We start from the raw sequence: 24,730 nt of genomic DNA on the forward strand, positions 1-24,730 counted from the left end.
TTCCGTTCCTTTCCCAGCCAGGAAAATGCACCGGAAAACTCTAGCCAAAAATGGTCCAGTTTGAAGGGTTCAGATCACCGTGTCCGTCTTCCCGGGTGAACTTGCCTCGCGGTTGCCAAGGGTCGCGGATCGAAATGGGCAGCGTGCCTGCCATTTTGCCCCGTGATCCCGGCGCCTGTGAATGAAGCACATAATTAATTGATAAATATGATATTTATGATATAAAATGCAATCATGCGATTGATCCTAGATCTGTGATCGCACCCATTCATACCGGCAACAGGCTTTCGGAGAGCGTCTCATGAGCAAGAGGCAATGCGCCGTCGCAGCGATTTGCTATTGTCTCACTCTTGCCGCGTCGGCTCTGGCTGCTTCGGGAAGTGTCTCTCTTGCTGACCCCGCACCGGTGACAGGTGAGCACTTGCCTGAAACCGCAGTTCAGCCGAGCGCCTTGTCGCCGTTGCCGCCACCGGCCAGCCTCGAACCCGGCAAGGTCCTGCTTGGCGAGCGGCTTTTCCACGATCCGGTTTTATCGGGCGAAGGCAGGCTGTCCTGCAGCACCTGCCACAACCTGAAGACGGGAGGAACGGTTCGGGTGCCGAGAACCATCGGCTATAAAGGCAAGGTCCACGCCTTCAATGCCCCCACCATTTTCAATGTCGGCACCAATTATCGACCGGGATGGCGGGGACGTTTTACCTCGCTTAGGGTCCAGAACGAAGCGGTGCTGGCTGATCCGAACCTGATGGCTGCGGACTGGAGCACTGTGCTGTCCCGCCTGACGCAGGACGAGACTTATCTGTCCGCACCCGCCAGCGATATGGAGCATTGCCCAGTCGGGACAATGTTCTGGATGCGCTGGTGACATTCCAGATGTCGCTTGCAACACCGAATGCCCCCTTCGACCGCTTCCTGACCGGTGATCAGGGCGCGCTTGCTGCGGACGCCCGGCGCGGTCTCAAACTGTTCGAGGATTATGGGTGTGTCTCCTGCCACCAGGGGGCGAATGTCGGTGGCAACATGTTCCAGATCTTCGGGGTGTTCGGCCCTCCCGACGCCAAGCTTGTGCAGCCGCCATCCGATCTCGACCGGCGGCTGTCGATGCCGGATGAGGGCGCGGATATTTTTCGCGTCCCCAGCCTGCGCAATGTCGAAGTGACAGCGCCCTATTTTCATGACGGAAGCGTTGCGACGCTTGGCGAAGCGATTGCGGTGATGGGCAGAAGCCAGCTCGGCCGTCAGCTCTCTCAGAACGATATTGCCGATCTCGAAGCCTTCCTGAAAAGTCTGACCGGGGAATATGATGGGAAACGTCTTTCGACGGTTGTCACCGAACCGGCTCGGTGAAACTCTTCCGCTTTCGATCCTGATCATCACGGTCATCGTGGTGGCATTGGTCGCCGCGGGCAAGCATCCCGACAGATCCGTCCACGAAGCCATCATGATGAACCTGCGGGCGGTTGATGTGAACCACGCCGCCTTGCAGCGGGACGTGCTGAGGGCAAGGGCAGGGCTGTTGCCGTCCTATGACGGCCTCGTTACGTCGGTCGTCAATCTGCGCCGGGCCGTCAATGGCTTGCGGGACCTGTTCGGTGGCACCCAGTTCGGCGCCGAAGAAAAGCTCAACAGCCTCGTCTCAGGTCTCACGCAGGATATCGATCGCGACGAGATGCTGGTGGAAGGCTTCAAGACACGCAATGCGCTGCTGCAGAACTCGCTCGGGGTCTTTGGCCAGACACTGACATCGCTCAACGAAGTCGAGGATCAGGGTGTGGCCGAGGTGCTGGCGCAGATGGGCGACCTCAGCAACATGATGATGCGGTTTTCGACCAGCCACAATGAGGATCTCAAGCACCGGATCAACGACAAGCTCGCACAGCTTCAACGGTACGGCGCGCCAGCGCCGCGGTTTGAGAATTTCGCCACGGTCATCGTGCATGCGAAGATGATCCTGGCCGTCATGCCGCGGGTCGATGCTCAAATTGCGGCCATTCAGGCGTCAGCGACGCCGATCCGGGCCGGTGAGTTGCAGACGGAATATCTGAGAATTGCAGCGGATGCTGCCTCCCTTGCCCATGTCAGCCGCATCGTACTCGGTATCACGGCGGCCCTGCTTTTGCTTTATATCTGCATCCTGATCTATCGCCTTCGCGAACAGACGCGACAATTGAAGCGGGAGCTGCATTACGAGCAGGTCGTGGCAGACATCAAGGCGGATCTCACCCAATCCGTGCACGAGAATTTTCCGATTTTCATTGGCAAGGCCCTGCACACCATGGCCTGCTTCTTCGGCGCCCGCGGCAGCAGCTACGTCGTTTATGATCCTGATCGCGCGGAGGTGAAGGATGCGTATCAGTTTGACGATGGGCCACGAACACACCAGCACCTGATGGCATTTGCCCAGGATCTGGATCATGGCGGCGAGATGCCATCGATCCGCCTGCACAACAGGTCGGGCTGCTGTCCGGTGATCCGGCTCTGTCATATGATGCAACCCGATGGCATGTCTCCCAGCCTGCTGGTCGGCGCCAGGCTGGCGGACAAGGACGTCGCCGCTCTCATCTTTCTGTTCAAGCCGGGGCAGCCCCGGTTGACCCTCGACGAGAGGCAGTTGTTTCACTCCACGCTGAAGACATTCATGGAATTTATCGATGCCGATAGAAGCCGGCAGGAAAAGCAGGGGCTTGAACATCGGCTGGAGCATGCCCAACGCCTTGAGGCTATTGGAACTCTTGCCGGTGGTATCGCGCACGAATTCAACAACGTCCTCGGGGCGATCCTCGGTTATGGCGAAATGGCGGTCCAATTGCTTCGAAAGTCATCGCCGACGCGCCATTATGTCGAGGAAATCCTGAAGAGCGGTGCACGGGCCAAGCAGATCGTCGACCAGATCCTGACCTTCAGCCGCAAGCGCGAACGCATCGTCAAGCCGTTCGATGTCGCTGATGCCGTTGCCGACATCCTCCCGCTGTTGCAGGTCACACTCGGAAACCATGTGGTCATTCATTCCACGCTGTGCAAAGAGCCGGTCGTCATCGAGGGCAATCCGGTCGAGGTGCACCAGTTGGTGATGAACCTGTGCAAAAATGCCAGTCAGGCTTCGGAACGGGGAAAAACGGTCACCATCGATGTCCATCCCGTCCAGCTGCAGCGCAGGCGGCTTCTTACGCATGGCGATATTGCACCTGGATCCTACGTGCGCCTCTCGGTCGCCGATGAAGGGCCCGGCATTGCGCCGCATGTCATGCCCCACACCTTCGAGCCGTTCTTCACCACGAATTCCCAGTCCGGCGGATCGGGCCTGGGCCTGTCGGCGGTTCACGGCATCGTCTCGTCCTTGTGCGGCGGCATCCATGTCGCAGCCACGCCGGGAGGGGGAACCACGTTCGAACTTTTCCTTCCGGCGACCGATCTCGCACCCTTGTCGATCGACAGTTTCTTCAACGAACGCGCAGTGCCGCTGGGCAACGGCGAATGCATCATGATCGTCGAGAACGACAAGACCCTGCGCGATCTCTACGAGGAAAAGACAGCGGCACTTGGCTACGAGCCTATCGGCTGTCGGAGCATTGGATGCCTTGCGGAATTGCTGGGCTCGGGGATTGAAGCCGACATGGTGATCCTCAACCAGACGTGCCTTACATCCGCAGCCGAACTGACTGTCGTGGAGACGGCATTCGGCTGCGGGAAAATCCTCCTTCTGACGGACCGGACGTCTCAACTGCGCCCGAGGTTTCAGCCTTCGCAGGCGCGGGTGTTGCGAACGCCGTTCAGTTCAGCGGCGCTGGCGAATGCAATTTTCGACACGCTGGCGCGTGTCGTGGAGAGTGCCTGAGTTTTATTCCAGGTTGTCCAGTCGCTGGGCGGACAGCCGCAAGCCGACCGCGTCTGACTGAGGCAACCCTTTCGTCCCTTAAAAACTCCTGCCCGGTGCTGCGGATGAAGCGTCCGCCCGGGCGCTGCCGGTGCGCGCATCACAGGCGCCTCACGCTCAAGTTACAAATGAAAAGTGATAAATTTGATAAAAACATTGAAAAATGAAAGTTGAAGCGGTAGGCAGGATTACACGACATATTGGTCAACGAGGTGATCTCCAATGCTCCCCACTGCGCAAGAACCAGAGAACTGCGAAGACGAAATGCCCTCGGTCCATGAGCCCGAGGCCTTTGATTTTATCGTGTGCGGCGCCGGATCCAGTGGCTCGGTCGTTGCTGCACGCCTTGCCGAATGCGGCGGCCCGAAGGTCCTGCTTCTGGAAGCGGGCGGCGATGATCGTGCCGACAGCGTGCGCGATCCTGCGCAGTGGCCGCTTAATCTCGGCTCGTCCCGAGATTGGGGCTTTGTCGGCCAGCCGACGCCCGGCCTTGAGGGGCGCCAGCTTCCCTTGAGCATGGGCAAGGGGCTCGGCGGCGGGTCGAGCATCAATGTTATGGTCTGGTCGAGAGGCCATAAGGCCGACTGGGATTACTTCGCCGCCGAAGCCGGCGACGACGCCTGGGGTTATGAAGCCGCCCTTGGCTATTACCGCCGCATCGAAGACTGGCGCGGGGCGCCCGATCCGGTTCGTCGTGGCACTGGAGGCCCTGCCTTCGTCGCGCAACCCGAAGCCCCGCAGCCGGTTGCCCATGCCCTGCTGCAGTCTGCCGAGGCGCTCGGAATTCCCGTCTACGATACGCCGAACGGCGCGATGATGGAGAGCGAGGGCGGCGCGTCGATTGCGGAGCTGCGTATCCGGGACGGCAAGCGTCAATCCGTCTACCAGTCCTATGTCGCGCCGCACTCGGCCAAGAAAAACCTGACCATCATGACCGGGGCACTGGTGTCGCACCTGCTGTTCGACGGCAAGAGAGTGGTTGGTGTGGAGGCTGTCGTGAACGGCCAGCGCCGGCGCTTCAGGGCGCATTACGAAACGATATTGTCGCTGGGCGCTGTCAACACGCCCAAGGTCCTGATGCAATCCGGTATCGGACCACGGGATCAGCTGACCGCCCATGGTATCCTGGTTGTTCAGGCGCTTCCGGGCGTGGGGCAAAATCATCAGGACCATATCGCGTTCGGATGCACCTGGGCCTATCGCAAGCCCGAGGGTGTCGGCGGTGGCGGATGCGAGGCGACGCTCTACTGGAAGAGCGATTCCCGCCTGACGCAGCCGGATCTGCTGCAGTGCCAGCTGGAATTCCCCGTTCCGTCTCCGGCGGAAACGGGATTGGAAACCCCCGACCATGGCTGGACCATGTTTGCGGGGCTGGCACAGCCGAAAAGTCGCGGCTGGCTGCGGCTCTCCGGTGCCGGCGTCAATGATCCGATGCTGATCGAACCCAATTGCTTGAGCGAACCGGAAGACATGGCCGCGGCGATAGCTGCTGTCGAACTCTGCCGGGAACTCGGAAATGGCGCCGCCTTTCAGCCGCTGGTGACGGGCGAGACAGCGCCAGGCGCGCGCGACCGGAAAGGCCTTGTCGACTTTATCCGCCGGTCGGCGGTCACCTATTGGCACCAGTCCTGCACGGCCAAAATGGGCCGCGACAGCATGTCGGTGGTTGACCACCAGTTGAAGGTCTACGGCATCAAGGGCCTGCGCATCGCGGATGCCTCCGTCATGCCGCGGATCATGACCGGCAACATCATGGCGCCATGCGTGGTCATCGGCGAAAGGGCGGCCGATCTCATCCGCACCCAGCACGAGCTGTAAGGCCCGCAGCTTTGAGACCATTGCAGGTCGGCGCGTGTGCGCGCGCCGACACGTCATTCGCCTCATTCGAGGTTTCGCTGCCTGGGGCCTTCCCGCAAGCCCTGCCCGTTGGGTGCTCGCCGTCCTGACATCCAGGCCTTGATCGATCTCGCGTTTCTGAAAAGGCAGACACACATCATGCTGGACACTCTCCACACCGTTCCTGTCGTTGCGTCATCCGATCTGGAAACGGACGTTCATGGCACCTTTGCCAGATACCGCCCGGCCTATCCCTTTGTTGCGCTCGATACCGGCGGCTACGTCATCCTGCGGCATGAGGATGTCAGCCGTCTTCTGCTGGACCCGAGATTGCAGGCCACGGGAACGGCCATACCCGCCCAGGCCGGAATGAGCGAGGGCGCGCTGTTCGACATCTTCGAACAGGGCATGCTGACTGCCAATGCCGATGCGCACGCCCGCCGGCGTTCGGGGCTGTCGCGAGCGCTTGCACAGCAGGTGTCGGAAGAGTTTCGACAGCATGTCCGACGCTCGGCGGCCGCCTTGATCGATGCTTATCGGGACGGCGCGACTCTCGATCTTGCCGCCGACTATGCGGCAAAGCTGCCGATCCTTGCCCTTGCCGGCCTTCTTGGTGTTCCCGAGCCGGACGTGCCGACGTTCATGCAGGATATCCACGCCATGGACGAGTTCTTTCGACCGCATCCGACTGAGCAGGCCGTCGCCGATGCCGAGCAGGCGGCACGTCGGCTGCGGAACTATCTCGAGGACCTCGTCCAGGCTGCCGAGAATAATCCGTCAGAGGGTTTCCTGTCCCGGTATATCCGGCTTTCGCAGGAGGATGACGTGACGAGACTGGAACTGCTTGTCCAGATCGTCCAGCTGATCATTGGAGGCACGGAGTCCGTGCGAACCGGGCTCGTTGCGCAAGCCGTTCACCTGCTATCGGAGCCGGAGCAATGGCAAGCTGTCTGCGAAGACCTCACGCTGGTGCCGAATGCTGTTGCAGAGGGCCTGCGCTTTGAGCCGGGGATAGCGGGTGTCGTGCGGGTGTCCGTCGAAGACATCGAGATCGACGGTTGGGTCTTGCCGGCCGGGCAACTGGTGCTGCTGTCGTTTATGTCCGCCCTGCGGGACGAGCGCGTTTTCGAGCGGCCTCATGCATTCGACATTTCGCGGTCCAACCTGAAACTGGCACGGCTGGCCTTCGGGGGCGGGGCACACAGATGTGTTGCCGATGCTCTGGGGCGGGCTGAACTGGAGGAGGGGCCTTCTGCGCTTGTCGAACGACTGCCAAACCTTCGGCTTGAGGGGAGGCCAGACTTTCAGGGGCACATGTTCGTGCGCAAGACGACGGAGTGCCGGGTCAGTTGGCAACCTTAAAACGAGCGATCCGCTGCACCGCTCCTGCAATCCGGTGAAAAAATCCTGCCGAAATCGCGTCTTGTCCTACAGCTGAAACCACAATGCCCGGTCCTGAAAACATTAGGCATTGCGGATGGCCGAGAACGGGGCAGTCAACAAAAGAGGCCTGCATTCCCGATGTCGCTATCGTCCCCGATCACCGCCGCCCCGCCCGTTCTAAGCTTTGCCGCTCTCAATTCGGCGCCGCACGAATTCTACAAGGAATTGCGGCCTGTTTTTCCCTTTGTGCAACGGGAGGACGGTGCCTTCCTCGTGCTGCGCGCGCATGATGTCGAAAAACTCGTGAGCGATCCCCGCACACGGCAGATCGAGACGGAGCTTTTGAGGGCAAGGGGTATCGCGAGCGGCCCGGTCTTGGAGTTGGTGTCCAATAGCCTGCTGTTTTCGAACGGTGACGCCCACCACCGTCGCCGGCGCCCGCTTTCCCGCAGCTTTGCCTTTCGGATGATGGAGGGATTGCGCCCGAATGTCCGAATTCTGGCCGAGGAGCTTGTTGCCTCAAAGCGTGGCGCCGGAGAGATGCGCCTGCGCGATGAATATGCGGCCGTGATCCCTGCCGCGACCATTGCTGCGATCCTCGGCATTCCGCGCGATGATATTCCCCTCTTCACCTCCATGGCCTACAGGGTATCGAAGATCCTCACCACCTCGTGGACGCAGGAGGACCTGCCCGATATCGAAGCGGCCACACGCGATCTCTCCTCCTATGTGGCAGGGCTGATCGATGATCGCCGCAAGCGGCCAAGGGGCGACTTTCTGTCGGACTATGTTGCAAGCGTCGATCAGGCGGCCGAGATGTCGCCCGTCGAGGCTGTCATGCAGATCGCCTCGGTCGTGCTGGGCGGCTCCGATACAACGCGGGCGGCCATCGCCATCATGGTTGGACTGCTTCTGGAGCGGCAAGACTGTTTATGGCGGGCGTTGCGCTATCGACCGGCCATGGTGGCGGCTGCCGTGGCGGAAGCATTGCGGTTCGAGCCGCCCGTCGCATCGATCCCGCGCCTGGCGATCGAAGACATCAATCTCGACGGCCATGTCATCCCAAGGGGTAGCCCGGTCCTGTTGTCGACGATGTCCGGTCTTCGAGATCCTGCCGTCTTCATCGATCCTGATCAGTTCAACCTCACGCGGCCACTGGGCAAATGGCACCCCGTTTTCGGCGGCGGAGAACACAGGTGCTTGGGTTGAAGCGCTGGCACGGATTGAGATGGAGGAGGCCCTTACGGCACTCCTCAATGCGGATCTTGACCTCGATATGGGGGAAGAGCACCTGCGTATCCACGGCCATGCAGGCATCCGCCAGGTGGACGACCTTGTTATCCGGTGGCGCTAGAGGGGCTGCACCGACGCTGTCGGCGCCATGTCGCTCAATCTCTTATCGAACTGGCTTCGTATCGCGCTCGATCCGGTGCAGCGCTGGCGGCTGGAAATGAAGGGCCGCAAGAATGGCTGACCATTTGCTTGAGATCCGCAACCTCTCCGTCGAATTCCACACGGCCAACGGCGTGGTCAAGGCGGTGCGCGACATCTCCTATCATCTCGATCGCGGCGAGACATTGGCGATTCTCGGCGAAAGCGGCTCCGGCAAGTCCGTCTCTTCCTCCGCCATCATGAACCTCATCGATATGCCGCCCGGGCGCATTACCTCTGGCGAAATCCTGCTCGACGGCGCCGACCTGCTGAAGATGCCGATGGCTGAGCGACGCAAGGTCAATGGCCGGGGCGTGGCGATGATCTTCCAGGATCCGCTCAGCCATCTCAATCCGGTCTATACGGTGGGTTGGCAGATCCGCGAGGCGCTGACGGCACATGGCACCAATGACGCGAAGGCGCAGGCAGAAGCCCTGCGCCTGGTCGACCGCGTCGGCATTCCCAATCCGAAGACCGCGCTCGACAAATATCCGCACGAATTTTCCGGCGGCCAACGCCAGCGCGTCATGATCGCCATGGCACTGGCACTCCGGCCGGACCTGCTGATCGCGGACGAACCGACGACGGCACTCGACGTCACCGTGCAGGCCGAGGTGCTGGCGCTGCTCAAGGAGTTGCAGCAGGAAACCGGCATGGCCGTGCTGATCATCACCCACGACCTTGGCGTCGTCTCCGAGATCGCCGACCGGGTGGTGGTGATGGAAAAGGGCGCGCTGGTGGAGCAGGGCACGGTGCGGGCGGTCTACAAGAACCCCCAGCACCCCTATACGAAGAAGCTGATTGCCGCTGCACCCGGAAAGGGCGAGATGCATTCGCCGCTCTCCCATGCCGAGCCGGTGCTCAGCGTGCGCGAGGTGCGCAAGACCTTCAGCGCCTTCCAGGCGCTGAAGGGTGTCTCCTTCGATCTCATGGCCGGCGAGACCATGGCAGTGGTCGGGCAAATCGACGCTCGCCCGTATCCTGCTGCGTCTCGACGAACCGGATTCCGGCTCTGCGCTTTGGAAGCGCAGGGACCTGTTTACTTTATTGCCTGCCGAACTCTACAAGCTGCGCCGCGATCTTCAGATGGTCTTTCAGGATCCGACCCAATCGCTCAATCCGCGCATGACCGTCTACCAGCTCATCTCCGAAGCCTGGGTCATCCATCCCGATATTCTCCCTAAGGCCAAATGGCGGGCCCGCGTTGCCGAACTCCTCACGCAGGTCGGGCTCGGACCGGAGCATATGGGCCGTTATCCGCATCAGTTTTCCGGTGGTCAGCGCCAGCGCATCGCCATTGCCCGGGCTCTGGCGCTCGAACCGCAACTGATCATCTGCGACGAGGCGGTTTCCGCCCTCGACGTCTCGGTCCAGGCACAGGTCATCGCGCTCCTCGACAAGCTGCGGCGGGAGATGGGTATCGCCTTCATCTTCATCGCCTACGACCTGCCTGTCGTACGCGATTTTGCCGACCATGTCATGGTCATGCAGAAGGGGATGTGGTGGAGCTTGGAACCGTGCGCGAGATCTTCGAGACCCCGAAGCAAGCCTATACCCAGGCCCTGCTCGCCGCCGGGCTTGACCCCGATCCCGATGTGCAGGCGCAGAACCGAGCCGCTCGCCTTAGCAGCGCCTTGTAAATCAGAAATTTTCGGAGAACTCCATCATGTCGAAAAAGGCCTTTGTCGCACTCGTGACCTGCTTCAACGAGGACGAGACGATCAACTTTGACGCCACGCGCGCGCAGATCCGCCGTCAGGTGGCAGCCGGCAACAATATCATGTGCGCCGGTGCCAACGGTGATTTCACCGCGCTCACCTTCGAGGAGAAGGTGAAGCTGGCAGAGGTCGTTGTCGCAGAGGTCGATGGCAAGGTGGACGTCATCGCCAATGCCGGCATGCCTGCGACCTTCGAGACGATCAAGCTGGCGAAGGAATTCGACCGGATCGGCGTGACAGCTATTGCCGTCATTACGCCCTTCTTCATCGCCTGCACCCAGGATGGTCTCATCCGGCACTTCTCGAACGTTGCCGATGCGGTCGACACCCCGATCTATCTCTACGATATCCCCCCGCGCACGCAGAACCACATCGAGCCTGAAACGGCCCGTACGCTCGCCGCCCATGGCCATATTGCAGGCATCAAGGATTCAGGCGGCGCGAAGGAAACACTGGAAGCCTATCTCGCCGTGGCCCGTGACATGCCCGGCTTCGATGTCTATTCCGGCTCCGACCATCTGGTGCTTTGGGCATTGCAGAATGGTGCAGCCGGCTGTATCTCCGGCCTCGGCAATGCCCTTCCGGATATTCTGGCCGGCATTTTGAAAGGCTACAACGACGGAGACATTGCTGAAGCCGAGCGGCAGCAGGCGATTTTCACGGCTTTCCGTACCGATCTTTACGCGCTCGGTTTCGCCCCCGCCATGGTAAAACGCGCACTCTTCCTGCAGGATGCTTCTGTTGGCGCAAGCCGACAGCCGGCCCTGCTTCCTGATCTGGAACAAGATCGGAAGATTGTGGGTATGCTTGATCGCTTCGGCGTTGCTGCCAGCAGCTGATATCCTTCCGTGTCAGGGGCTTATCCCTTCCGCAAAAAAGGTGCTTGGCGTCGTGATCCCACATCGTCCGGTCAACCGATGAAGGTGAACTGACCCCGAGGCAGGAGCGGGAGGCGGCCGTGTGACGCTTCACGCTCCCGCTTACGATGCGGCCAGCTATCCGAGCGATTGGCCGTGGCGCTCGAAGGCCTGTGCGAGCGGTGTGGTGCTGGCGCCCGGTTGCTGCGGCCTGCGGAAGACGCCGCCCTCCACGCTCGCCGGTTCGTGGAAATGATCCTTGATCCAGGGGATATATTCGAGGATCGTTGACGCCGGGTGCCAGTAGCTGAGGTGAACATGCACCTGGCTCATTTCGCCGGCATGCGGCACGACGGGCAGGCGGTTTGCGAGCGCAAGGTCTGCCACCTGGATATATTCGGTGATGCCGGCAAGGCGGGTGACATCCGGCTGGACGTAATGTACGGCCCCCGCATTGATGAAGCTGCGGAAGGCATCGACCGTATAAAGCTGCTCGCCGAGTGCAACCGGGATAGATGTCGCTCGGGCAAGTGCGGCATGGCTTGCAATATCGTCATACCACATCGGTTCTTCGAACCAGTAGATGTCGAGGTCCAGCGCCCGGGCACAAAAGCGCTGGCAGGTGGGCAGGTCCCATTTTCCATTGGCATCGATGGCGATGCGCACGGCGCTGCCAACACGGTCGCGCACGGCTTCGAGACGGGCGATATCGATGTTCGGATCATCATGCCCCACCTTGATCTTGATGCGTGTGAAGCCTTCTTCCTCGACGGCACGCGCGGAGCCGGCGACAAGCGTTTCCCTCGAAAATGACAGCCAGCCGATATCGGTATTGTAGGCTTCGAGTTTTTCGGTGCGGGCGCCGCCAAGCAGCGACCAGAGCGGCACGCCGGCCTTCTTTGCCGCCAGATCCCATAGCGCGACATCGACGGCAGCAAGCGCCAGCTGGGTGATGCCGGCTCGTCCGACCCATTGCAGGGCCGGATGGCGCGCGAGCTTCGTCCACAGGCGCTGATGGTCGCCCGCATCTTCGCCGATGAGCAGCGGCGCGTAGCAATCGCGAATGCAGGCCGTGATCAGCCGGTCGGACGCCAGATGGGCATGCGTTCCGGTAAAGCCATAGCCCTCCAGCCCGTCGGTCGTGGTGATCTTTGCACCCACCACACCCCAATGGGTGATGCTGTGGGTGGAATCGGAAATGCTGTCTGCCGTCAGCGGCAGGTGCAGAATGAACGGTTCAACCTTTGCAATCTTCATGACAGGGCCTCCTCCCCGGTGCGGATCCGTTTGGCTGATGGGCGGACCGCAAACCCATGCGTCGAAATTGGGTGCCTAAAGCCGTTCGAGATACGACAGGTCCGCCGGCGCTGTGGTTTGTGCGACGGCGCGGATGCGCCGCATGGCGCGCTCGCGCGACACCTTCAGGTGATCGACCAGCGCCTCGCAAGCGCCGGCCACATCCTGTTCCTGCAGAAGCGCGATGATCTTCAGGTGCTCGGGCAGGAAGGGTTCGCTCTCGAACAGGTCGCTAGTGCGCCGGTAAAGAAAGTGGTGCGCGATGAGCAGCGCCTGCGGCAGGCTGACGGCGCGCAAGAGTGGCTGGTTGCCACATCGTCCGATGAGATCCACATGCAGGTCCTGCTCGAGCGCGTCCAACTGCTCGCTGCTGACCTCGGCCGTTGCCATGGCCGTCTCGATCTTGGCGCGCAGTGTCGCAAGAAACCCGTCGGGCAGATGGGTTGCCGCTTTTTGCAGGGCAAGCGGCTCCAGAACCCAACGGAGTTCGTAGAGTTCGTTGATCAGCGTTTCCGAGAGTGCCGGTGCGTGCCATCGGGCGCTGGCATCCTTGCGGATGATACCGCGCTCCTGAAGCCTGGCCACCACATCGCGGGCAACCGTCCGGCTCACGCCGTAATGCCGCGCCAGCATGACCTCGTTGATACGCCAGCTGGCCAGCGCCGTGCGCGAGACGACCTCGATCTCGACATCCGGATAGATCGCTTCCCAGGCTGACCGGGATTTGAGGTCCGGCTCCATATCCAGTGTGCCGGTCGGCCATGGGCCGGACGGATGGAGGGGAGCAACCACGTCGTAACCGCGCCCGGCGGCCTTTTTCAAAAACCCGCCGTGTTCGAGTTCGGCCAGTGCCTGGCGCGCCGGCGCCCGGCTGATGCCGAAGCGTTGCGCAATGGCGGTTTCTGTCAGGCGCATGCCGTCCTGCAGCACGCCGCTGCGGATTTCAAAGAGAAGCGCGTCGCTCGTGCGGCGGTAGAGTTTGGAGGCAATTGAACCGGTGACAACTGGCATGGCTGGGCTCTTCGAGCTGTATCTGTCGCCAAGGGATTGCACGTTCCGAATAAAACGTCTAGTGTATGCACAAGACAATTTCCTTTGGGTCTTCGGCACGACGACGGCATCGCCAAGCCCCGCTTGACAGCATCCCAAAAAACCTCATAGTTGCAATTGGTCAGACAATCTGGCCAAATGTGCATCAGGGGAGTGATGCGCCGGGGAGGATATCGATGTTCGTGGCTTTGGAGCCGCGCCGGCTTTATCGTCAGGTGGCGGATCAGATCCGTATGCTGATCGAGAAGGGAGAGTTGAAGCCCGGCTCGCGGCTTCCGCCCGAGCGAGAGCTTGCCGAACGGTTTTCGGTGTCGAGGCCAACGGTGCGCGAGGCACTGATCGTGCTCGAGGTCGAGGGTTATATCCAGATCCGCATGGGCTCGGGCGTTTATATCGGCAGCCGGCCCCGGCCGGTCGAGGGGGAATTACGCGGTGAGGCGGGCGAGGGGCCGCTGGAAATCCTGCAGGCGCGCTGCCTGATCGAAAGCGGCATTGCGGAAGAGGCGGCAAGACTTGTCACGCCGGCAAACCTTGCGCAGATCGATGCAATCCTGGCACGCATGGAAAAAGCGCTGGACGATGCGCCTGTTGCGCTTGCCTGCGACCGGGATTTTCATACGGCCATCGCCGATATCATCGGCAATTCCGCGCTCAAGCATTTCACCGGGCTGATCTACGACACGCGGATGTCGCCCTATTTTACCAAGCTTGCGAGCTATTTCGAAGGGCCGCACACCTGGAAGCTGGCGCTTGAGGAACATCGTATCATTCGCGATGCCCTGGCAGCCCGTGATCCTGCCGCCGCTCGCGAGGCCATGCGGCGTCATCTGACGCTTGCGCAAAAGAGATTCTCGGAAAGCTTCGGGGAGGAGCCGACCAGAGAAGACTGACCGCCTGTCATTCAGGCGGTCTGCCCTGCAGTTCTGTTTCAATTGGGAGGAACACATGAAACTGACACTGAAGACGCTTCTTGCCGCTGCGGCGGTCATCGTCGCATCCGGTGTCTCGGCGCATGCCGAGACAGTCCTCAAATGGGCCCATGTCTACGAGACATCCGAGCCCTTCCACACCGATTCGGTCTGGGCGGCAGGCGAGATCGCCAAGCGCACCAACGGCCGTTACAAGATCGATGTCTTCCCGGCTTCGCAGTTGGGCAAGGAAGCCGACATCAACCAGGGTCTCAAGCTCGGCACGGTCGACATCATCATCTCCGGCTCCAGCTTTGCCGCGCGCGATCACAAGCCGATCGGCGTCACCTATTATCCGTACATCTTCCGCGATCCGAGCCATCTGCTCGCCTACACGAAAAGCGATGTCTTCAAGAAACTTGCCGCCGGCTATGAGGAAAAGACCGGCAACCATATCGTGGCCGTCAGCTATTACGGAACGCGTCACACCACATCCAACCGCCCGATTGCCAAATGCGCCGACATGGCGGGGTTGAAGATCCGCGTGCCGGATGTGCCGGCCTATCTTGCCATGCCGCGGGCCTGCGGCGCCAACACGACGCCGATCGCCTTTGCGGAAGTCTATCTGGCGCTGCAGAACGGCACGGTCGAGGCTCAGGAAAATCCGCTGACGACGATCGAGGCAAAGAAGTTCTACGAGGTTCAGAAGAACATCGTTCTGACCGGCCATATCGTCGACCACCTGAACACGGTCGTGTCCAAGACCCGTTGGGCAAGTCTTTCGGATGAAGACAAGAAGATCTTCACTGATGTGATGCTGGAAGCCGCCGCCCGCACCACCAAGACCATTGAAGCGCGTGAAAAGGCGCTGGTCGAGGAATTCAAGAAGAAGGGCATCACGGTGACCGAGGTCGACAAGGCCGATTTCGAGAAGACTGTTCTCGCAAAGGCCAAGTTCGAGGACTTCGGCTACGACAAGGCCGATTGGGAAGCCATCCGAGCCATCAAGTGAATGATGCCGCCCTGGCGCATGGGTTGCGCCGGGGCCCTTTCCTGAAATCGTTGTGATTGGAGCCGATCCATGACGGAGCACCCGCACGCGCCGATCAGCGTGGAAGAGATGGCGCATGCCTTCGAGGAAGATGCCGCGCCGGTCGATCTGTCCCCTTATGCCATTGAAGACTGGGTAACGCTCATTGTCTTCTGGAGCATGGGCCTGTCTGTTTTCCTGCAGTTTTTTACACGCTATGTGCTGAACGACAGCCTTGCCTGGACGGAGGAAATTGCCGCCAACTGCCTGGTGGTCGTGGTCTTCCTCGGCTCTGTCATGTGCGTGCGCACCATGCGCCATATCCAGGTCGACCTGCTCTACCGCTTCCTGCCGACATGGGCCGTCAGGCCGCTCGAACTCGTCGTCGATATCATCGGCATCATCTTCTTCGCCTATATCACCTGGCTGATGTGGCGTTACCTCGAGATCGTCGGCGAGGAGCGGATGGTGACGGTGGATCTTCCCCGCGGCATCGTTTTCTACTCGGTCTTTGCCGCTTTTGCGCTGATGTTTGTCCGCTCCGCCCATAACCTTTTCAAGGACCTGACGGGGAATAAGACTGTGCGCCAGCAGGCGCAGGACGATCTCCACGCAGGAGGAATTTGATCCATGCTGCTTCTTATCGGTTCCTTTCTCCTCCTCCTGATCATCGGCACGCCGGTGGCCGTCTCCATGGCGGTGGCCTCGCTTGCCTATCTCATCCTCTACGGCGTTGCGCCCGACATCATCGCGGCCCAGCGCATGATCGCCGGCGTCGAAAGTTTTCCGCTGATCGCCGTGCCCTTCTTCATCCTCGCCGGCAACCTGATGAACATCGCCGGTGTGACGGGACGCATCTACAAGTTCGCGCTGGCCCTCGTCGGCTGGATGAAGGGCGGTCTGGCGCAGGTCAACATTATCGGTTCGGTGGTGTTTTCCGGCATGTCGGGCACGGCCCTTGCCGATGCCGCCGGCATCGGCACCATCGAAATCAAGGCAATGAAGGATCACGGTTATCCGATCGAAGCCGCTGTCGGCGTCACCGCCGCCTCGGCAACGCTTGGGCCGATTTTTCCGCCATCGCTGCCCTTCGTCATCTATGGCATGATGGCCAATGCCTCCATCGGCGCGCTGTTCATGGCCGGCATCGTTCCGGGCGTGGTCATGACCGTGCTGATGATGCTGACGGTCTACATCTTCGCCAAGCGCAAGGGCTGGGGCTCCGATACACCCTTCGAGCTGAAGCAATTGCTGGGCGCTTCGATGGAAGTGGCCATCGTTCTTGCTTTCCCCATGGCCATCTACCTGATGGTGCTTGCGGGATTGTCGGTCAATGTGGCCGTGCTGATCGGCCTTGCGGTTCTGGTCGCACTGGACTGGTATTTCGATTTTTCCGCCGTGATGGCGCTGATGACCCCGGTGCTTCTGATCGGCGGCATGACCATGGGCTGGTTCACACCGACCGAAGCTGCGGTCGCGGCTGTCCTTTGGTCGCTGTTTCTCGGTCTTGTCCGCTATCGCACGATGACGGTGAGAACGCTGGCCAAGGCCTCCTTCGATACGATCGAGACCACGGCCTCCGTGCTGTTCATCGTCACGGCCGCCTCCATCTTCGCGTGGCTGCTGACCGTCAGCCAGGCAGCGCAGCTGTTTTCCGACTTCATGTTCAGCCTCACCAGCAACTGGTGGACCTTCCTGATCATCGTCAACATCCTCCTGCTCGTCGTCGGTGCCTTTCTCGATACGATCGCGGCCATCAGTATCCTGGTGCCGATCCTGATGCCGGTTGCGGCCCGCTATGGCATTGATCCGGTGCATCTGGGCCTCATCATCACCTTGAACCTGATGATCGGTCTTTTGACGCCGCCGGTCGGCATGGTGCTCTTCGTCCTGTCGCGCATCTCGAAGCTCTCGGTGGAGAAAACGACGCTGGCCATCCTGCCCTGGATGATCCCGCTGTTCATCGCACTTGCGCTGATCACCTTCATTCCCGCCATCACGCTCTGGCTGCCGACGCAGCTGGGTCTGATCCGATAAACCTTGCGCCTATGGACGCTGACAATTTCGAGATGGAAGGGACCCTCGACAATGCAGACGCGTGTTGCACGCCTCCATGCCCGGCGTGATCTGAGGGTGGAGACGCTGGATTATGCAGGGCCGGGGCCGGGCGACGTGCTTTTGGCCATGGCATCGGGTGGCATCTGCGGCTCGGACCTGCATTATTACCAGGACGGCGGTTTCGGCCCGGTTCAGGTTCGCGAACCCATTATCGCGGGTCATGAGGCATCCGGCTATGTCGAAGCCCTCGGAGAGGGCGTTTCGGGGCTGGCTCCCGGACAGCTTGTTGCGATCAACCCGTCGCAGCCCTGCGGTGAGTGCCAGTATTGCCGCATCGGCCAGCCGATCCACTGCCTCCACATGCGGTTCATGGGCTCTGCCATGCGCCTGCCGCACGAAAACGGCATGTTCCGGCAAAAGCTCGTCGTGCCGGCGATCCAGTGCCATCCGGTCGGCACAGGTGTGACGCCGGCAGAGGCGGCCTGCGCAGAACCGCTCGCCGTCTGCCTGCATGCGGTTGCCCAGGCCGGTGATCTCTCGGGCAAGGCCGTTCTCGTCACCGGAGCAGGGCCGATCGGATTGCTGACGGTGGCCGCCGCCCGCCATGCCGGTGCCGCCAGCATCGTGGTGACGGATCTGATGGACGCGGCGCTGTCGCGCGCGCCGTCGATGGGCGCCACGCAGACGATCAATGTCGCCAGCAACCAGGACGCGCTTTTGCCTTTCCAGGACAACAAAGGCAGTTTTGACGTGATTTTCGATTGCTCGGCAGCAGCACCGGCCTTGCGGTCAGCCTTTGCCGCGATCAGGCCCCGCGGCACGATCGTCCAGGTCGGTGTGACCGGGGACGTGACGATCCCGCTCAATGCGCTGGTGGCCAAGGAAATCGTCTGGCGCGGCTCGCAGCGTTTCCACAGCGAATTTGCTCAGGCCGTCGATCTGATTTCGACACGGCAGATCGACGTCAGGCCGATCATCTCCCACACCTTCCCGCTTGAACGGGCGGTCGAGGCCTTCGAGCAGGCTGGCGACCGCTCAGCGGCCTGCAAGGTGCAGATCACGTTTTAAACGAACCAACCGGATACGAAGGACAGACGATGAGACACACATGGCGATGGTTCGGGCCGATCGACAAAGTCAGCGTGCGCGATGCGGCACAGGCGGGCGCCGAAGGCATCGTGTCTGCGCTCCATCACATCGCAACCGGCGAGGTCTGGCCGGTTGACGAGATCGCCCGGCGGCATGAGGAGATCAAGGCCGGCGGCCTTGTCTGGGACGTTGTCGAAAGCATTCCGATGTCGGAAGACATCAAGACGCAGACCGGCGACTGGAAACGTCATATCGCCAACTGGCAGGAAACGCTGCGGCGTCTTTCGGCCTCCGGCATCCGCACCGTCTGTTATAATTTCATGCCGATTCTCGACTGGACACGCACGGATCTGCGCTGGGAGACCGGCCATGGCGCCAAGGCCATGCGTTTTGATCTGGTGGATTTTGCCGCCTTCGACATCCATATCCTGAAGCGCCCGGAGGCTGCTGCGGATTATCCGGACTGGTTGCAGGAGGAAGCAGCAAGACGCTTCTCCGGCATGACGGATGTAAAGATCGCCGCGCTGGCCAAAAATATCGGCGCGGGCCTGCCGGGGTCCGCGGATGGCTATACGCTTGACCAGTTGCTCGAGAAGCTGCGCTCCTACCAGGGCATCGACCGCGCGCGGCTGCAGCAGAATCTCGTGGATTTCCTCAGCGAAGTGGCGCCGGTGGCAGCAGATGTCGGCATCAATATCTGCGCCCATGGCGATGATCCGCCGTGGTCGCTGCTCGGCCTGCCGCGCATCCTGTCGACCGAATCCGATTATGCCCACATGCTGGATCAGGTGAACATCCGCGCCAATGGCGTGACACTCTGCACCGGTTCGCTCGGCGCAAGGCCGGACAATGACCTGCCTTTCATTGCCACGCGTTTTGCCGATCGCATTCATTTCGTGCATCTGCGCAATGTCACGCGCGACAGCGACACGGTTCCCTGCTCGTTTTTCGAGGACGAGCACCTTGAGGGCGCGACAGACATGGTCGCCGTCATCGCAGCCCTTCTATCGGAAGAGGCGCGCCGGCGCGAAGAGGGGCGCGAGGATCACCGCATTCCCATGCGGCCGGATCATGGACAGGAAATTCTCGACGACCTCACGCGCGGTGCCCAGCCCGGTTATCCCGCCATCGGCCGGCTGAAGGGGCTGGCGGAACTGCGCGGCATTGAGCGGACGCTGTCGCATGCCCGCTATGGCCTTGGAGCCTGATCATGACACATCTCTCCAGCGCAAGTCGATTGCCAGCCCGCGTGCGCCTGCACGCTTATGACAGGGCAAACCTGAAACCCGGTATCGTCCATATCGGGCTTGGCGCCTTTCACCGTGCACATCAGGCGGTGTTCACTGAGCGCGCCCTGGAAGCTGAATTCGGGCCCTGGGGGATTGTTGCGGTCAACCTGCGCTCAGCCGATCCGGTGGATGCGCTTGAGGCACAGGATGGGCTTTATTGCGTCATCACCCGCAGCGAAAAGGGCGACCAGTGCGAGTTGATCGGTGCGACCGTCGGCTGGATCTGCGCAGCCAGGGATAAGGCACGCGTGCTGGCAGCCCTTGCCGATCCCGCAACCTGCGTGGTGACGATGACCGTTTCGGAAAAGGCCTATGGTCTTGATCCGGCAACCGGCGGGCTGGATGATAACCATCCGGCAGTAGTGGCCGATGTGAAGATGCCGCATGCGCCCGTCGGTGTGCTGGGTTTCCTCGTGGAAGGGCTTGCCCTGCGGCGCGCCGCCGGCGTGGCGCCGTTTGCCGTGCTCTGCTGCGACAATCTTCCCTCAAACGGCAAGGTCGTGCGCCGTCTCGTCCTGGAAATGGCGCAGCGCCGCGATCCGGCGCTTGCCAGCTGGATTGCCGAAGAGGGGGCGTTTCCCTGCTCCATGGTGGACAGGATCGTGCCCGCCGCAACCGACGCGACGCGTGCACGGGCCAAGGCGCTGCTCGGCACAGAGGACGCATTGGCGCTCGAGACCGAGCCCTTCCTGCAATGGGTGATTGAAGATCGCTTTGTCTCGGGTCGGCCGCGCTGGGAGGCTGGCGGTGCAATCCTTGTCGAAAATGTCGAGCCTTACGAAAAGATGAAGCTTAGGCTGCTCAATGGCACCCACACGCTGCTGGCGCATCTCGGCATCCTGTCAGGGCTCGACTATATCCGCGAGGTCATGGCGGTGCCGGACCTTTCGGCCAAGGCGCGAGCGCATATGGAAGAGGTGGCGTCGACGCTCGATCCGGTGCCGGGGATCGATCTGTCTGATTATATCACGGCGCTGCTTTTGCGGTTTTCCAACCCGACGATCGATCACCGCAACCTGCAGATCGCGCTCGACACCAGCCAGAAATTGCCGCAACGGCTGCTTTCCCCGGCCTTGGATGCCCTGGAGAAAGGCGAAGAGGGGGCGGCGACAGCCTATGCGGTTGGCGTCTGGATGGCGGCGGTGAAGAAGCGCGGCGACTGCGAGGATCCGCGCCGGGCAGAAATCCTGGAGGCCGCCGCCGTGATGAATGCCACCGATCCGTCTGCCGCCTTTTTTGCAATCCCCGGCCTTTTTCCTCCCGAGCTGGTGGCAGCCCGCCGCTGGCGCGATCAGGTCAATGACGCAATCGGCGCCTTCTGAAGCGGGTCCTTTCCGTTCAACTGTCCGGCTCTGAGTTGAGCGTAAAGGGCATGGGCAATGGGCCGCAACCCTTTCAGGTTTCAGTGCACGCCTTAACCACCGTCTTTCACAAAACGGGCGATATCCGCATGCGTGGCGAACCAGATATCGTCGTGCTCCTGGATATGGCGGATGAGCTCTTCCAGGATGAAGATGCGCGAGCGGTAGCCGGTCACATGCGGGTGCATGGTCAGGAGAAAGAGGCCGCCCTCCTGGTAAGCGCGGTCGAATTCCCGCTTGAAGATGTCGAGCACAGCGGGCGGCGGCGTGTAGGGGCGGTGCGCGGTGAACCTGTTCATGTTGAAATAGACCGCGTCGTCGCGGATCCATTCCACCGGCAGTTCCACCAGGCCGGTCGGCTCGCCGTCCTCGACAAGCTCGTACGGATCGTCATCGGCCATCAGCGAGCTGTCATAGAGCAAGCCGAGTTCACGCTCGATCTGGAGCGTCACCGGTGAAAAATCCCAGGAGGGGGTTCGCATGCCGACGGCGCGCACGCCGGTGATCTTTTCGAGCGTATCGGCGGCGCGCAGATGCAGTTCGCGCTCCTTCTCCGGCGGCACCTTCGTATTGACCTCGTGGATCCAGCCATGCAGGCCGATCTCATGGCCCTCGGCAATCACCTGCCGTTGTTCATCCGGGTAGAGCAAGGCGGCAACGGCGGGAACGAAGAAGGTGGCCGGAACCCCGGCGGACCGAAGGGTATTGAGGATGCGCGGCACGCCGACCCGGTTGCCATACTGCCCTTGCGACAAACGTCCGATGGATTCGCCACCGTCGCGCAGCTCGTTGGTCTCGTGATCGCTATCGAAGGACAGTGCGACGGCGCAGCGAGCTGCGCCCTTCCACGCCTTCGGTTTCAGCGAGCGGCCGGCGCGCACCTTGTCGACCTTGCCGCGCCATGTCGCTTCGTCCCATTGCCAGGGTTCCATTGCTACTCTTCCTTCCGGTTATTCTGCTGCCATCGGCAGGACGGGGACCGCTGCCAGCAGGCGCTTGGTGTAGTCGTGCTGCGGATCGGCATAGAGGGCGCCGGCCTCGCCTTCCTCGACGATCCGCCCGCGATACATGATGGCGACGCGGTCGCAGAGGTGGCGCACGACCGACAGATCATGGCTAATGAAGATCAGCGACAGGTCCAGTTCTGATCGCAGCCGGATGAGCAGGTTGATGATCTGCGCCTGGATCGACACGTCGAGAGACGCCACCGGCTCATCGCAGACGACGACATCCGGCTGCATGGCAAGCGCGCGGGCAATGGCGATGCGCTGTCTTTGCCCGCCGGAAAACTGATGCGGGAAACGATTGGCAAAGGCGGGATCAAGGCCGACGGCCGCCAGCCAGTCCGCCACATAGCCCCGCGCTTCGGAACGCGTGACAAGTCTGTGGGCAAGCGGCCCCTCTGCGACGATGTCACCGATGCGCATGCGGCCGTTGAGCGAGGCAAAGGGATCCTGGAAGATCGTCTGGACGCGTGTCGTTATCTTTGTGGGGGAACGACCAGCGCTCATCACAGGCTGCCCGTTCAGGCGAACCGTGCCGGCGCTTGGAACCGTGATGCCTGCCGCCATGCGGCCGAGTGTCGATTTGCCGGAGCCGGACTCGCCGACCAGGCCCAGCACTTCGCCGCGCTTCAGGACAAGACTGACGCCATCGACCGCCTGGACTGAGGTCACCGGCTGCGCGATGCCCGACTTGATCGCGAGCCGCCGCATGATGCCGGCCGGCTTTTCAAAGCGCTTCACCGCCTCGTCGATCACCAGATAAGGGCTGCCGAGCGGCGGGAGATTGGCGGTCGCAGCCTTTCGTGGCGGCGGTGCCGCATCGGCTATGCCACTTGCGCGCAGGAGCAGTTCTCCGGGCTTTGCCCGCGAGGGCAGGGCGTCCAGCAGTGCGCGGGTATAGTCATGCTGCGGCCGGGTCAGGACGCCGAGTGCCGGACCGATTTCTACGATCCTGCCCGTCTTCATCACCGCAACGCGATCCGCAATCGAGGAGACGATCGCCAGGTCATGGCTGATCCAGATAAGCGCCGTGCCGAGTTCGGCGACCAGTTCCTTCATCTCGGCAAGGATCTCGGCCTGGATCGAGACGTCCAGCGCCGTGGTCGGCTCATCGCAGATGATCAGTTTCGGGCGATGCAGAAGGGCAATGGCAATCGCCACGCGCTGGCGCATGCCGCCGGAGAACTGGTGCGGAAAGAAATCCACCTTGCGTTCCGGGTCCGATATGCGCACCTGCGCCAGCGCCTTGATCGCTCGTTCACGCGCCTGCGCCGCCGTGATGCTCTCATGCGCTTCAAGCGCAAGCCTGATCTGCGTGCCGATGCTGAGCACCGGGTTCAGCGTCATCATCGGGTCCTGGAACACCATGGAAATGGTCTTGCCCCGGATGGCGCGCAGTTCGTGCGCGGGAAGGCCGATCAGTTCGCGCCCCTCCAGCTTCACCGAGCCTTCGACAATGCGCCCCGGTTCATCGATCAGCCCGATGATCGAGAAGCCGGTGATCGACTTGCCCGAGCCGGACTCGCCGACGAGCCCCAGCACCTCGCCGGGAGCCAGAGAGAAGGAGACGCCATCGACGGCCTTGATCTCACCACGCCCGGTGGGAAACCAGGTGGCGAGATTGGTGACGTCGAGCAAGGGCGCCGTGGTGGGGTGTGGCTGCGTGTCGGTCATCGGCGGAGCCTCGGATTGAGCTGGTCGCGGATCTGGTCGCCCACAAGGTTCAGGGACACGATGAACAGGATCAGCGCCAGGCCGGGATAGATGGAGATCCAGTAGCGGCCGGAGAGGAGATACTGGAAGCCGTTGGAGATCAGCATGCCGAGTGAGGGTTCGGTGGGCGGCAGGCCGACGCCGAGGAAGGAGAGGGTGGCTTCCAGCGAGATCGCGCTTGCGACCTGGACGGTCGCGACCACGATCAGCGGCGGCAGGGAATTGGGAAGGATGTGCTTCACCACGACCCGCAAGGGCGACAGGGGGATGGAGAGGGCTGCCTCGACATAGTCTTTCTGCCGCTCCGCGGAGGCTGCGCCATGGGCGGTTCGCGCGAAATAGGCATACTGGGCGAAAATCAGCGCCATGATGAGCTGGTAGCGGCCTTGTCCCAGCAATGCGGCAATGACGAAGGCCAGAAGGATCGCCGGGAAGGACAGTTGCAGGTCGACGATGCGCATGACGAGGCTCTCGTAGCGCCCGCCGATATAGGCGGCTGAACAACCGACCATCGCGCCGATGACGAAGGCAATGCCACCGGCGATCACGCCCATCTGCAGCGAGATCCGCAGGCCGTAAATGATCGCGGAAAGCAGATCCCTCCCTTGAGAATCGGTGCCGAGCCAATGGGTATAGCCGCCGGTGCCGACATAACCCGGCGCCCGGCGCGCATCGCGCAGCACAAGGCTTCCAATGTCGTAAGGATCCTGCGGTGTGACGAAGGGCGCGATCAAGGCGATCAGAACGATGAGAAAGACGATGATCGCCGCACCGGTTGCCACCTTGTTGCGGGAATATTCTTCGAGAAAACGGCCAAACAGAGTGTCGCGCAT

At 61.5% G+C, this 24,730-nt stretch carries 19 protein-coding genes and 1 pseudogene; 15 read left to right on the top strand and 5 right to left on the bottom strand.

What is annotated here, in order from left to right; translation table 11 throughout:
- Positions 1-301: 301 nt before the first annotated feature.
- The 8 genes and pseudogenes from ACEXP3_RS21140 to ACEXP3_RS21175 all read left to right on the top strand — a co-directional run bounded on the left by ACEXP3_RS21140 (position 302) and on the right by ACEXP3_RS21175 (position 11,081).
- Entirely contained in the window at positions 302-865 is a 564-nt protein-coding gene (locus tag ACEXP3_RS21140; protein WP_377299140.1) for a cytochrome-c peroxidase, read from the top strand.
- On the top strand, positions 862-1,347 hold the full coding sequence (locus ACEXP3_RS21145; RefSeq protein ID WP_377299141.1) for a cytochrome-c peroxidase: 486 nt from the start codon (positions 862-864) through the stop codon (positions 1,345-1,347). The genes ACEXP3_RS21140 and ACEXP3_RS21145 overlap by 4 nt, the downstream gene beginning before the upstream one ends.
- Positions 1,304-3,835 carry a two-component system VirA-like sensor kinase gene (locus tag ACEXP3_RS21150; protein ID WP_377299142.1) on the top strand — a complete coding sequence of 844 codons (2,532 nt, stop codon included), beginning with the start codon at positions 1,304-1,306 and terminating at the stop codon, positions 3,833-3,835. The genes ACEXP3_RS21145 and ACEXP3_RS21150 overlap by 44 nt, the downstream gene beginning before the upstream one ends.
- A gap of 303 nt (positions 3,836-4,138) precedes the next feature.
- Positions 4,139-5,692 carry a GMC family oxidoreductase gene (locus tag ACEXP3_RS21155; RefSeq protein WP_377299143.1) on the top strand — a complete coding sequence of 518 codons (1,554 nt, stop codon included), beginning with the start codon at positions 4,139-4,141 and terminating at the stop codon, positions 5,690-5,692.
- A 177-nt stretch (positions 5,693-5,869) separates the two neighbouring features.
- Entirely contained in the window at positions 5,870-7,072 is a 1,203-nt protein-coding gene (locus ACEXP3_RS21160; RefSeq protein WP_377299144.1) for a cytochrome P450, read from the top strand.
- Positions 7,073-7,231: 159 nt separating this feature from the next.
- A complete protein-coding gene (locus ACEXP3_RS21165) occupies positions 7,232-8,302 on the top strand; it encodes a cytochrome P450 (protein ID WP_377299145.1) in 1,071 nt (356 codons plus the stop codon).
- Positions 8,303-8,559: 257 nt separating this feature from the next.
- Positions 8,560-10,164, top strand: a pseudogene (locus ACEXP3_RS21170) (dipeptide ABC transporter ATP-binding protein).
- A 26-nt stretch (positions 10,165-10,190) separates the two neighbouring features.
- On the top strand, positions 10,191-11,081 hold the full coding sequence (locus tag ACEXP3_RS21175; protein ID WP_377299146.1) for a dihydrodipicolinate synthase family protein: 891 nt from the start codon (positions 10,191-10,193) through the stop codon (positions 11,079-11,081).
- 156 nt (positions 11,082-11,237) lie between these two features.
- Here ACEXP3_RS21175 and ACEXP3_RS21180 read toward each other — a convergent pair whose 3' ends face one another.
- Both ACEXP3_RS21180 and ACEXP3_RS21185 read right to left on the bottom strand, forming a co-directional pair.
- On the bottom strand, positions 11,238-12,356 hold the full coding sequence (locus ACEXP3_RS21180) for a mandelate racemase/muconate lactonizing enzyme family protein (protein ID WP_377299147.1): 1,119 nt from the start codon (positions 12,354-12,356) through the stop codon (positions 11,238-11,240).
- Between the two features lie 75 nt (positions 12,357-12,431).
- Positions 12,432-13,406, bottom strand: a complete 975-nt coding sequence (locus ACEXP3_RS21185; protein WP_377299148.1) for a GntR family transcriptional regulator — start codon at positions 13,404-13,406, stop codon at positions 12,432-12,434.
- A 215-nt stretch (positions 13,407-13,621) separates the two neighbouring features.
- Between ACEXP3_RS21185 and ACEXP3_RS21190 the strand changes: the two genes are divergently transcribed.
- The 7 genes from ACEXP3_RS21190 (at position 13,622) to ACEXP3_RS21220 (ending at position 21,141) form a co-directional block, all read left to right on the top strand.
- A complete protein-coding gene (locus ACEXP3_RS21190; RefSeq protein WP_377299149.1) occupies positions 13,622-14,335 on the top strand; it encodes a FadR/GntR family transcriptional regulator in 714 nt (237 codons plus the stop codon).
- 55 nt (positions 14,336-14,390) lie between these two features.
- A complete protein-coding gene (locus tag ACEXP3_RS21195) occupies positions 14,391-15,365 on the top strand; it encodes a sialic acid TRAP transporter substrate-binding protein SiaP (protein ID WP_210106289.1) in 975 nt (324 codons plus the stop codon).
- 69 nt (positions 15,366-15,434) lie between these two features.
- Positions 15,435-16,010, top strand: coding sequence for a TRAP transporter small permease (locus ACEXP3_RS21200; protein WP_210106290.1), 576 nt, complete (start codon positions 15,435-15,437; stop codon positions 16,008-16,010).
- Positions 16,011-16,013: 3 nt separating this feature from the next.
- Positions 16,014-17,420: a TRAP transporter large permease gene (locus ACEXP3_RS21205; RefSeq protein WP_210106291.1), complete on the top strand. Its 1,407-nt coding sequence runs from the start codon at positions 16,014-16,016 to the stop codon at positions 17,418-17,420.
- Positions 17,421-17,471: 51 nt separating this feature from the next.
- The gene (locus ACEXP3_RS21210) at positions 17,472-18,509 is read left to right on the top strand and encodes an L-idonate 5-dehydrogenase (protein ID WP_377299150.1); all 1,038 of its coding nucleotides are present in this window, start codon (positions 17,472-17,474) and stop codon (positions 18,507-18,509) included.
- A 29-nt stretch (positions 18,510-18,538) separates the two neighbouring features.
- Complete coding sequence (gene uxuA / locus ACEXP3_RS21215) at positions 18,539-19,738, top strand: mannonate dehydratase (protein ID WP_377299151.1); 1,200 nt, start codon at positions 18,539-18,541, stop codon at positions 19,736-19,738.
- Positions 19,738-21,141, top strand: a complete 1,404-nt coding sequence (locus ACEXP3_RS21220) for a mannitol dehydrogenase family protein (protein ID WP_377299306.1) — start codon at positions 19,738-19,740, stop codon at positions 21,139-21,141. The genes uxuA and ACEXP3_RS21220 overlap by 1 nt, the downstream gene beginning before the upstream one ends.
- 92 nt (positions 21,142-21,233) lie before the next feature.
- On the opposite strand, the gene ACEXP3_RS21225 is transcribed toward ACEXP3_RS21220, so the two are convergent.
- Genes ACEXP3_RS21225 through ACEXP3_RS21235 form a run of 3 tightly spaced genes read right to left on the bottom strand, consistent with a single transcriptional unit; the run spans position 21,234 to position 24,730 of the window.
- A complete protein-coding gene (locus ACEXP3_RS21225) occupies positions 21,234-22,112 on the bottom strand; it encodes a polysaccharide deacetylase family protein (protein WP_377299152.1) in 879 nt (292 codons plus the stop codon).
- Positions 22,113-22,130: 18 nt separating this feature from the next.
- Entirely contained in the window at positions 22,131-23,858 is a 1,728-nt protein-coding gene (locus ACEXP3_RS21230; RefSeq protein WP_377299153.1) for a dipeptide ABC transporter ATP-binding protein, read from the bottom strand.
- Complete coding sequence (locus ACEXP3_RS21235; protein ID WP_210106297.1) at positions 23,855-24,730, bottom strand: ABC transporter permease; 876 nt, start codon at positions 24,728-24,730, stop codon at positions 23,855-23,857. The genes ACEXP3_RS21230 and ACEXP3_RS21235 overlap by 4 nt, the downstream gene beginning before the upstream one ends.

The sequence above is a fragment of the Neorhizobium fuzhouense genome (assembly GCF_042611105.1).
Lineage (GTDB): Bacteria > Pseudomonadota > Alphaproteobacteria > Rhizobiales > Rhizobiaceae > Neorhizobium > Neorhizobium galegae_A.